The following is a 10,774-nucleotide window of genomic DNA, read 5'->3' as shown; positions in this document are numbered from 1 at the left end:
CAGTTCGAAGACGCGCAGCGGCTCCTTCACATAGGTCGACGGCGTCGCGATCGCCACCAGCGGCAGGATCACGTCGCACTTCTTGACGTGGTACTCGACCCATTCCGTGTTGATGGTGATGTCGCCTTCGAAGAAATGCATGCGCGGATTGTTCAGCAGATCGGTGATCCGCTCGGAATTCATATCCATGCCATACACTTCCCAATCGGTCGTCTCGAGGATGCGCTTGGACAGGTGGTGGCCGATGAAACCGTTGACGCCGAGGATGAGGACTTTTTTCATGTTGGGTTTTCCTGGAGTTGTGCCCGCAGTTCGGCAGGGGTGATGCGCAGGCCATCGGCCAGCAGGCTGTGAATGACCAGCGCGCGGCCGTCGCCGCAGACGCCGAGGATGGCATTATCCACGACGGCGAGCCCCGGCGGCAGGCCATCCACATTACCGTTGAAGAGGCGCGCGCGCTCGATCACGTAGCGGCGCGGGCCGGCGTCGGTGAAGGCGCCGGGGTAGGGCGGCGCGACGGCGCGGTGCAGGTTGTAGACGTCTTGCGCGTTCCGGCTCCAGTCGATGCGGCCGTCTTCCGGCTTGCGTCCGCCGAAGTAGCCGCCTTGCGTCAGGTCGTTGGGCGTGCGCGGCGCCGTGCCGGCCAGCAGGGCGGGCAGCACGTCGTACAGCGCCAGCTCGGCCGCCACCGTCACCTTGCCGAACACTTCGAACGCCGTGTCGTCGGGCAGGATGGGCACGGCCTGCTGCGCGACGATGGCGCCGGCGTCCGGCTTGACCGTCATCTCGTGCAGCGTGGCGCCCGTCTCGGTCGCGCCGTGCAGCACGGCCCAGTTGGTGGGCGCGCGGCCGCGGTAGGCCGGCAGCAGCGAGCCGTGCATGTTGTACGCCGGCGCGATGTCGAGGATCGCCTGGGGCAGCATGTGGCGGAAATAAAAGCTGAACATCAGGTCCGGTTGCGCGGCCCGGATGGCGTCCACGAGATCGGCGCCTTTCGCATCGTCCGGCGTCAGGCAGGGGATGTTCTCCGTCTCGCACAGCGAGAGGACGGATTCGAACCAGATGTTTTCCGTGGCGCTGTCCTGGTGCGTGACGACGAGGGCGACGTCGACGCCGCCGGCCAGCAGCACCTTGAGGCAGCGTACGCCCACGTTGTGGTAGGCGAAGACGACTGCGCGTTTGCGGGGGTGGGTCATGTTCTTTGCGCCGTGATGGCGATGAATAGTTAACTCGTCGTTCCCGCGCAGGCGGGAACCCAAGTTTTGCGCGAGTAGCCGGCAGCACTTGGGCCCCCGCCTGCGCGGGGCGACGTATTGTAGGCCGACGGTCAGACAGTCAGCGCACGACCTGGCGCTTCTCGATCCCGTCCGTCTCCGCCAGGTCCGCCGGCACGCCCTGCAGGATCGTGGCGACGACGTAGCGCGGCCGCGCGCGCACCTGCTGGTAGATGCGGCCCACGTATTCGCCCACGAGGCCGATGCCGAACAGGATCACGCCCATGAAGAAGAACGCGATCGCGAACAGCGTGAACACGCCCTCGGCCTCGGCGCCCAGCAGGAAGCGGCGCACGACGAGGATCAGCACGAGCAGCGCGGACAGCAGCGACAAGGTCATGCCCAGCAGCGAGAACATCTGCAGCGGCACGAGCGAGAAGCCCGTCATCAGGTCGAAGTTCAGGCGAATGAGGCTGTACAGCGAGTACTTCGATTCGCCCGCCGCGCGTTCCTCGTGCTCGACGACGATCTCGGTCGGCCTGCGCGAGAACTTGTACGCGAGCGCGGGTACGAAGGTGTTCACTTCGCCGCACTGGTTGACGAGGTCGATCACGTTGCGGCCGTAGGCGCGCAGCATGTTGCCCTGGTCCGTGATGTGGATGTTCGTGATGCGCTCGCGCACCCGGTTCATGGCCTTCGACGCCACCGTGCGCCACGCGGAATCCTGGCGCTTGCGGCGGATCGAGCCCACGTAGTCGTAGCCCTCGCGCATCTTGGCGATCAGCTTGTGGATTTCTTCCGGCGGGTTCTGCAGGTCGGCGTCGAGCGTGATGACGATCTGGCCGTGCGTCTGTTCGAAGCCCGCCAGGATCGCCATGTGCTGGCCGTAGTTGCCGTTGAAGAGGACGACGCGCGTCACGTCCGGGCGCTTGCGGTACTGCTCCGCCAGGATCGCCACCGAGTTGTCGCGGCTGCCGTCGTTGACGAACACGACTTCGTACGGCAGGCCCAGCGCGTCCATCGCCGGATACAGGCGCGCGAACAGGTTCGCGAGGCCCGCTTCTTCGTTATAGACCGGAATGACGACGGAGACTTCCGGCTTCATCGCCACCCCCGTCATTTTGCCAGCACCTGCTTGACCGCGGCCACGGCGCGCTCGACGTCGGCGCTGGTCATCGCGTTGAACATCGGCAGCGTCACGGTCAGGCGGCCGATCTTCTCGGCGACCGGGAACATCCCTTCCTTGAAGCCGCGCTCGCGGTACAGGGTGAACAGGTGGATCGGCGCGTAGTGGTAGCCGGTGCCGATATTGTGTTCCTTCTGCATGCGCGTCATGAAGTCGGCGCGCGTGCCCGGGCCGTTGTCCGGCAGGATGATCTGGAACAGGTGCCAGTTGCTCGTGCCGAAGGCCTGGATCGGCAGCTGGGCGCCGGTCTGCGCCTCGAAGTCCGGGCCGAAGCAGTCGAAGTAATGGCGCGCCAGCGCGGCGCGGTGCGCCGTCAGCTTGTCCAGGTTCTTCATCTGGCCCAGGCCGATCGTGGCCATGATGTCGCTCATATTGTACTTGCCGCCCAGGACGTCGACGTCGATGCCGTCCACGCCGCTGCGCGTCACGCCTTGCAGCCGGTATTTCTCGGCCAGGCGCGCTTCTTCCATATTGTTCAGCACGAGGCAGCCGCCTTCGCCCGTCGTGATGTTCTTGTTGGCCTGGAAGCTGAACGAGCAAAAGTCGCCGAACGAGCCGATGCGCTTGCCGTTCCACAGCGAGCCGATGGCCTGCGCCGCATCCTCGACGACGCGCAGCCTGTGCTTGTCCGCGATGGCGTACAGGCGGTCCATGTCCATCGGCAGGCCGGACAGGTAGACCGGGATGATGGCTTTCGTACGCGGGGTGATCGCCGCTTCCAGCTTGTCCAGGTCCATATTGCGCGTGACCGGATCGATGTCGGCGAAGACCGGCGTGGCGCCCACTTCGATGACCACGTTGGCCGTCGCCGGCCACGAGATCGGCGTCGTGATCACTTCGTCGCCCGGTCCCACGCCGGCGATGCGCAGCGCGATCTCCATCGTGCACGTGCCGGAATTGAAGGTGCGTACCGGACGGCCGCCGAAATACTCGGAAAGCAGGGCCTCGAATGCCTGGTTTTTCGGGCCGGTCGTGATCCAGCCGGAGCGCAGCACTTCGCCGACGGCGGCGATGGTGTCTTCGTCGATGGTGGGCCGGGAAAAGGGCAGGAAGGGCAGCTCGGCAGTCATGGGAAGCTCGTATTCTCTCGGTAAAGATGTCATCCGTGGCAAGCCATCGTGCGGCTTGCCAGGCTGAATGTTGTTAATGCAGACAAAGCCGGCATTGTAGCAGCGCGCCGTCCGGCGCCGTATTACGTTCTCGCCAGCAATACCACGCCGATCACGATCACCCCGATCGCCACCAGGCGCTGCGGCGACACCACTTCGCCCAGGAACATCCACGCGCCGATGGCCGACACGACATAGCCCAGCGACAGCATCGGGTACGCGATCGTCACGTCCGTGCGCGACAGGCCGATGATCCACACGACGAGCGAGATGCCGTAGCAGGCCAGGCCTGCCAGGATCGGCGCCTGGGTCACGACCTTGATGAAGGTCTGGAACCAGTTGGCCATGGTGAGGTGGATGGCGCCGCCGAGGGCGTTCGTGCCCGCTTTCAGCAGCAACTGGGCACAGGCGTTCAGGAGCACGCCGGAAATGATGAAAGCAAAAGTAGTCAGATTCATGGAAGACGATCAAAAGTTCGCGATGACGGTGCGGCGCGCATCCGCCGCCACGATGCGCAAGGGGACGCCCTGGCGCTGCAGGTCGGCGGCGATTTCCGGACGGGTGATCGCTACGTCGTGCCTGCCGGCGGCCGCGGCGGCGCGCCACTGGGCGACGAACGCGGGAATCGTCGGGATCGCGAGTTCCGGTTGCTGTTGCAGGCCGAAGTCGAATTCGTCGCGGTAGTCGACGAGGGTCACGGGACGGCCGAGATAAAAGGTCAGCGACTGTTCATAGATGCCGACCGAATAGACTTTCACGGCTGGATCGGCGGCGCCGGCCGCCTTGAGTGCGGGCAGCAGGTCGACGCCGGCGCGCACCTTGCCGATCGGTTCGAAGCCGACCAGCATCAGCTCCGTGCCGGCGAAACCGGCGACGGCCAGCACGACGACGAACAGGTCGCGCAGCATCTGGCGCGCGTACAGCATGGCGAGGCAGCCGCCGATCAGCAGCACGAGGCCGGCCGACAGTACCCACGGTTGATACGCGGCGTAAAGCACGTCCTCGCCCGGATGCTTGGCCAGCTTCAGCATGAACGGGACGGTGGCGAGCAGGGCCACGCCCAGCAGCGCCGTGAGGCCGGCCGTCACCATGCGGCCGCGGCGCGTGCCGACGTCCAGGTAGTGCGCCACCAGCAGCGCGACGCCGGGGAACACGGGCAGGATGTAGCCGGGCAGCTTGGAATTCGACTTGGTGAAGAACAGGACGATGAACGCGACCCACACCAGCAGCATCAGGCGCGGACGGAAGCGCGTCGTCTCGCCGTTGCCGCGCGCGCCGGCGACGAGGCTTTGCACCAGCACGCCCAGCCACGGCACGCTGCCGGCCGCCAGCAGGGCGAAGAACACCCACCATGCCGCTTCGCGGTGGTGTTCCTTGAGCAGGAAGCGTTCGAAATGCTCGTGGATGAAGAAGAAGTGCGGCTGCTCCGGATTGCGCATCCCGACCAGCACGAACCACGGCGCGGCGATCGCGAAGAACAGGATCAGCCCTTTGACGAGGTGCAGGCGCTTCCAGATCGCCCAGTCGCGCGCGAAGATCGTGTAGAGCACCAGCACGCCGCCCGGCAGCACGATGCCGATCAGGCCCTTGGACAGCACGGACAGCGCCATCCCGGCCCAGCACGCGAGCATCCAGTTGCGCCGTTCGCGCTCGTTCGCATCGTCGCGCTGGGCGATGAGCAGGGCGCACAGGGCCAGGGTCATCATGCCGGACAGCCCCATGTCGACCGAATCGATCTGGCTGCACGCGACCCAGTAGAACGAGGAGCCCAGCACCAGCGCGGCATAGAAGCCGACGCGCGCGCCGAACACGCGCGTGCCCGCGACGCCCGTCAGCACGACGCCGAACAGGCCGCACAGCCCCGTCCACAGGCGCGCCTGCCAGTCGCCCAGGCCGAACAGGGTGAACGACAGGGCGTTCATCCACGTCTGCAGCGGGGGTTTTTCGAAATACTTGATGCCGTTCAGGCGGGTCGTGATCCAGTCGCCGCTGGCGAACATCTCGCGCGCCATCTCGGCGTAGCGGCCTTCGTCCGGCGGCACCAGCGTGCGTGCGCCCAGCACGCACAGCAGGACGACGGCAAAGGCGATCAGCAGGGTCCAGGTGAGGGTCTTGTTGCGGTGCAGGTCGTTCATTCGGCCTTCGTGCCCTCGTGAGTGTCGATGATCAGCGCCAGCGTCACTTTGCGGCCTTCGCCCATCAGGATGTTGTAGGTGCGGCAGGCGGCGTGGCTGTCCATGCTCTCGACGCCGATGCGCAGGTTGGACAGGCTCGCGACGAGGCGCGGATGCACGAATCGCTGGCGCTCGCCCGTGCCGAGGATGACGACGTCGGGCTTGTCCGCGGCGATGGCTTCGAAATGCTCGGCCTTGAGGTCCTCGAAGCGCGCCACGGGCCACGGGCGCGGCGCCACCTCGGGCATCACCAGCACGCTGTAGTCGAAGCGCTGGGCGTTGATCTCGACGCCGGACCGGTCGTAGCCGGTGACCGTCTGGTATTTTTCGGTGCTGCTGGAATGTAGCTTCATGATGGAAAAGCCGGGAGATGACAGGCACAGGGCGCGTATTGTAACTGGTTTCCACTACGCCCCAGCAATGGTGGGTTGCTTAATCCTTGCGCTTTCGGCAGAATGAAGTTTTTCGCATTGCAACAACGCGCTACCGATCAGGCTGCTTAACAGGCACTTTTCCGCAGCCATTAATTTCCAGGGTGATATTTTGCGACCGATTTTGAAATCCAACAAGCTCGACGACGTCTGCTACGAGATCCGGGGCCCGGCGCTGCAGATCGCGCGCCAGATGGAGGAAGACGGCCACAAGATCATCAAGCTGAATATCGGCAACCTGGCCGTGTTCGGCTTCGATCCGCCGGACGAGATCGTGCAGGACATGATCCGCAACATGCAGAGCTCGGCCGGCTACACGGATTCGAAGGGCATGTTTGCACCGCGCAAGGCGGTGATGCACTACACCCAGGAAAAGAACATCCGTGGCGTCGGCATCGACGACATCTACCTGGGCAACGGCGCCTCGGAACTGATCGTGATGGGCATGCAGGGCTTGCTGAACAGCGGCGACGAAGTGCTCGTGCCGATGCCGGACTATCCGCTGTGGACGGCGGCCGTCAGCCTGGCCGGCGGCAATCCCGTGCACTACATGTGCGACGAGCAGGCCGGCTGGCTGCCCGACATCGACGACATGCGCAGGAAGATCACGCCGAACACGCGCGCGATCGTCGTCATCAACCCGAACAACCCGACCGGCGCGCTGTATTCGCGCGACGTGCTGCTGGAAATCGTCGAACTGGCGCGTCAGCACCAGCTGATCGTCTACGCCGACGAAATCTACGACAAGACCTTGTACGACGGCGAAACGCACACGTCGATCGCCTCGCTCGCCGACGACGTCCTGTTCGTCACCTTGAACGGCCTGTCGAAGAACTACCGCTCGTGCGGCTACCGCGCCGGCTGGATGGTCCTGTCCGGCGAAAAGCGCCATGCGAAGGACTATATCGAGGGCCTGAACATGCTGGCCTCGATGCGCCTGTGCGCCAACGCGCCGGGCCAGTATGCGATCCAGACGGCCCTCGGCGGCTACCAGAGCATCGCCGACCTCGTCGCGCCGGGCGGCCGCCTCACGCGCCAGCGCGACCTGGCCCACCAACTCCTGACCGATATCCCGGGCGTTACCTGCGTCAAGCCAAAAGCGGCGCTGTACATGTTCCCACGCCTCGACCCGAAGATCTACCCGATCGCCGATGACCAGCAATTTATCTGTGAGCTGTTGTCCGAGGAAAAAGTCCTGCTGGTGCAAGGCACCGGCTTCAACTGGAAGACGCCGGACCATTTCCGTCTTGTCTTCCTCCCCAATTCCGACGACCTGACGGATGCGTGCGGCCGTATCGCCCGCTTCCTCGACGGCTACCGGCGCCGCCACGCGCGCTGAGAACGACAGACAGCAGACAGTACATTCATATGAAACCCATCAAAGCAGGCTTGCTCGGCCTCGGCACCGTCGGTGCAGGCACCTACCACGTCCTCCAACGCAACCAGGAAGAAATCCGCCGCCGCGCCGGCCGCGGCATCGAAGTGGCCATGGTCGCCGTCCGCAACCTCGAGCGCGCCAAGCGTATCGTCGGCAGCGAGGTGGAGGTCGTGGCCGACCCGTTCGCCGTCGTGAACAATCCGGACATCGACATCGTCGTCGAACTGATCGGCGGCTACGATCTGACGCGCGAACTGGTGCTGCAGGCGATCGCCAACGGCAAGCACGTCGTCACCGCCAACAAGGCGCTGCTGGCGCTGCACGGCAACGAGATCTTCGAAGCGGCCCAGGCCAAGGGCGTGATGGTGGCGTTCGAAGCGGCCGTCGCCGGCGGCATCCCGATCATCAAGGCGCTGCGCGAAGGCCTGTCGGCCAACCGCATCGAATCCGTGGCCGGCATCATCAACGGCACGACGAACTTCATCCTGTCCGAAATGCGCGACAAGGGCCTGGACTTCGCCACCGTGCTCAAGCAGGCGCAGGAACTGGGCTACGCAGAAGCCGACCCGACCTTCGACATCGAAGGCGTGGACGCGGCGCACAAGCTGACCATCATGTCCGCCATCGCGTTCGGCATCCCGGTGCAGTTCGGCAGCGCCCACATCGAGGGCATCAGCCAGCTGCAGGCCGTCGACCTGCGCTACGCCGAACAACTGGGCTACCGCATCAAGCTGCTGGGCATCACCCGCCGCACGACGGTGGACGGCAAGGAAGGCATCGAACTGCGCGTGCACCCGACCCTCGTGCCGGGCGCGCGCCTGATCGCGAACGTCGAAGGCGCAATGAACGCCGTGCTGGTGCAGGCCGACGCCGTCGGCGCCACGCTGTACTACGGCAAGGGCGCCGGTGCCGAGCCGACCGCATCCGCCGTGATCGCCGACATGATCGACGTGACCCGCCTGGCGACCGCCGACCCGTACTCGCGCGTGCCGCACCTGGCGTTCCAGCCGACGGAACTGGCCGACGTGCCGATCCTGCCGATGGAAGACATCCGCACCAGCTACTATCTGCGCGTGACCGTGCAGGACCAGCTGGGCGTGATGGCCGACCTGACCCGCATCCTGGCCGACGCCGGCATCTCGATCGACGCCGTGCTGCAGAAGGAGCCGGGCGAGAAGGCGCGCACGGACATCGTCATCATCACCCACCAGACCCGCGAAAAATACGTCAACGCCGCGATTGCCAAGATCGAGCACCTGGCGACGACCGTGGCCAAGGTGGTGCGCATTCGCCTGGAAAGCCTGGGCTGATGGTCATGCCGGGCGCCTGCGTCCGGCCGGATACGTGACGAAGCCGCCCATCGTGCGAACGGTGGGCGGCTTCGTCGCTTTCAATTTTCAATACAGCTGCTCGACCTTCAGTCCCTTTGCTCGCAACAAGGCCGGCAAGCTGTCCTTGCCGATCAAATGCATGAGTCCAACTGCCGCCATCGTATGGTTTTCACGCGTCAGCAAGCCGTCGAGTTTGTCGGCCATCGGCCCGTTGCGTTCGGCCAGGAAGCGGCGCTGCATGATCTGCGACGACAGCCGCTGGTCCGTCTCATATTTGAGCGCCAGCGCGTCGAGCGTAGCGTGATCGGCCTTGGCCCAGCCGTCGGTCATGGACCGCGCGTCCTGCTGCGCTTCGCCCGAATCGAGCGAAGCAAGGGTTTCATCCAGTATCGTCCACTGGTCGGCAACGGGCAGGTGGTCGAGCAGGTCGAGTTGGCTCTCGGCCGTCTCCAGGCCGATGACCTTGATGTTCTCGCTGTGTGCCAGTTTGGCCAGGTACGCGTCGACGGCCAGGTCGGGCCGATAACCGAGCTTGGCGTATTCGACCGTTGCCAGCGTGATGATCAGCATCCACGGCTTGAACTGGGTGGCCAGCGTCGCTGGCGCGCCGAGCGCCTCCAGCCGGCGTGTCAGGCGCGGTCCGAGCGCGGGCGGCATGGCGGCGACAATGGCGGGCGTGGTGGCTGCGGCGCGCCGCATCATCGCGGCCAACTCCGCAGTCTGTACGGTCGGATCGAACTCCAGGGCCAGCGTGGAGGAAGCGGCCAGGGCCTTGGTCACGCTGTCGTCGAGCGGAAAAAATTCGGGCAATCCCATGTGGATGGTGCCGAACAGAACCATCGTATGCCCGTGGCCGCTAACCTTGAACAGCGCGCCGCGCTCGACCGCCCAGGCCGGGCCGGCCAGCAGACTGAACGCAGCAAGAAGAGTGAGAATGATCCGGCGAGCCATCAGCGTTTCCTTGACTAAGAGTAAGCCGGCCGAATTTTATCCATTCATCTCCCCAGCAGCTATTTAATTTTGACATCTTTTTCGCGCGACACCTTGTCGTGACAGAGCGTGATTTTTTGGCTTGGGCAACGTGCTACGCTTGGGAGTGGCTGGGTTCGGCCAGAAGCGGGCACTTGGGTAATCTGAACACATGCGAATGAGGAGGTTCTATGACTGCAAAAGCAGAGTACGAACGTATCGGTAAGTTCATTTACAGCGCATGCCGGTACGGTGCTGATGTATCTGATGTCCACAACTGGATGGCTGATGACCTTGGGGTTGAACGCCCACATGCTGATGACAAGGTTGCCTTGGGCGAGCTTTACACTGCATTTTTCGCCAAGCATGTTAGCGGCGATGCTTTCCAAGCAAACCATGAACGCTTTGTTGAGGCAATAAAAAGTCGAGAGGCGTAAGCCAGCATCGACCTGTACGGCCGCAATGGGGCGGATCCGGTCGGTCGTGACATTCCGCGAACTTTCCAGCCCGGCAACTTGGTATGCTGCCCGAACGGCCGGGTTCGGCCAAGAGCGGACGTTTGATATGCCGAGTAACAACCAAACTTATGGGTATGGATCAAGCACTCCTTATTCGCACAGCTGCAAGCTGGAAAATTCCACGAGCTCTTGCGTTGCAGGTTATAGAGCGCGATACGCAATGCATCTACTGTCGGCTAATCTTTACTTGGCCACTGACGGAGCGAGCTACATGCCCTTCATGGGGTAATCCCCCCGCAAAAAGAGCGCGTTTGGAAGTAGAATTTTCTACCTAAGACAGAAAGCTCTACATGAAGACATCCCGATTTACCGACAGCCAGATCATCGCCATCCTCAAGCAAGCCGAAGCCGGCAGCCCTGTGCCAGAGCTGTGCCGCGAGCACGGCATCAGCAACGCCACGTTCTACAAATGGCGCGCCAAGTACGGCGGGATGGACGCGTCGCTCATGGCGCGCATGAAGGAG

Annotated in this window: 12 protein-coding genes; 4 read left to right on the top strand and 8 right to left on the bottom strand. The window is 64.0% G+C overall.

All coding sequences use genetic code 11. The features are described from left to right. The 7 genes from ASC93_RS31965 to ASC93_RS09365 form a co-directional block, all read right to left on the bottom strand. Window positions 1-282 (bottom strand): NAD-dependent epimerase/dehydratase family protein (locus ASC93_RS31965; RefSeq protein WP_229412660.1); only part of this gene is annotated, 282 nt, incomplete at its 3' end. Beyond that, the gene (locus ASC93_RS09390; protein ID WP_056440416.1) at window positions 279-1,196 is read right to left on the bottom strand and encodes a formyltransferase; all 918 of its coding nucleotides are present in this window, start codon (window positions 1,194-1,196) and stop codon (window positions 279-281) included. The genes ASC93_RS09390 and ASC93_RS31965, both read right to left, overlap by 4 nt. A gap of 139 nt (window positions 1,197-1,335) precedes the next feature. After that, window positions 1,336-2,319 (bottom strand): glycosyltransferase, encoded by a 984-nt coding sequence (locus tag ASC93_RS09385; RefSeq protein WP_056440413.1) that lies wholly within the window; start codon window positions 2,317-2,319, stop codon window positions 1,336-1,338. A gap of 11 nt (window positions 2,320-2,330) precedes the next feature. Then, on the bottom strand, window positions 2,331-3,470 hold the full coding sequence (locus ASC93_RS09380) for a DegT/DnrJ/EryC1/StrS aminotransferase family protein (protein ID WP_056440411.1): 1,140 nt from the start codon (window positions 3,468-3,470) through the stop codon (window positions 2,331-2,333). A gap of 122 nt (window positions 3,471-3,592) precedes the next feature. Continuing rightward, complete coding sequence (locus ASC93_RS09375) at window positions 3,593-3,967, bottom strand: EamA family transporter (protein ID WP_056440408.1); 375 nt, start codon at window positions 3,965-3,967, stop codon at window positions 3,593-3,595. Between the two features lie 9 nt (window positions 3,968-3,976). Continuing rightward, window positions 3,977-5,644, bottom strand: a complete 1,668-nt coding sequence (locus ASC93_RS09370) for a glycosyltransferase family 39 protein (protein WP_056440406.1) — start codon at window positions 5,642-5,644, stop codon at window positions 3,977-3,979. After that, the gene (locus ASC93_RS09365; protein WP_056440403.1) at window positions 5,641-6,036 is read right to left on the bottom strand and encodes an Mth938-like domain-containing protein; all 396 of its coding nucleotides are present in this window, start codon (window positions 6,034-6,036) and stop codon (window positions 5,641-5,643) included. The genes ASC93_RS09370 and ASC93_RS09365 overlap by 4 nt, the downstream gene beginning before the upstream one ends. Before the next feature lie 190 nt (window positions 6,037-6,226). On the opposite strand from ASC93_RS09365, the gene ASC93_RS09360 reads away from it, so the two are divergent. After that, complete coding sequence (locus ASC93_RS09360) at window positions 6,227-7,453, top strand: pyridoxal phosphate-dependent aminotransferase (RefSeq protein WP_056440401.1); 1,227 nt, start codon at window positions 6,227-6,229, stop codon at window positions 7,451-7,453. 29 nt (window positions 7,454-7,482) lie between these two features. Then, on the top strand, window positions 7,483-8,802 hold the full coding sequence (locus ASC93_RS09355; protein WP_056440399.1) for a homoserine dehydrogenase: 1,320 nt from the start codon (window positions 7,483-7,485) through the stop codon (window positions 8,800-8,802). Window positions 8,803-8,889: 87 nt separating this feature from the next. Here ASC93_RS09355 and ASC93_RS09350 read toward each other — a convergent pair whose 3' ends face one another. Then, window positions 8,890-9,774, bottom strand: coding sequence for a TraB/GumN family protein (locus ASC93_RS09350; RefSeq protein WP_056440397.1), 885 nt, complete (start codon window positions 9,772-9,774; stop codon window positions 8,890-8,892). 209 nt (window positions 9,775-9,983) lie between these two features. Between ASC93_RS09350 and ASC93_RS30565 the strand changes: the two genes are divergently transcribed. Continuing rightward, window positions 9,984-10,229 (top strand): hypothetical protein, encoded by a 246-nt coding sequence (locus tag ASC93_RS30565; RefSeq protein ID WP_157201821.1) that lies wholly within the window; start codon window positions 9,984-9,986, stop codon window positions 10,227-10,229. A 371-nt stretch (window positions 10,230-10,600) separates the two neighbouring features. After that, a partial coding sequence (locus ASC93_RS31960; RefSeq protein ID WP_056440395.1) for a transposase occupies window positions 10,601-10,774 on the top strand: 174 nt, incomplete at its 3' end.

The organism is Massilia sp. Root335 (assembly GCF_001425685.1).
GTDB lineage: Bacteria > Pseudomonadota > Gammaproteobacteria > Burkholderiales > Burkholderiaceae_D > Telluria > Telluria luteola.
This window is presented reverse-complemented; position numbering and strand designations above follow the sequence as displayed.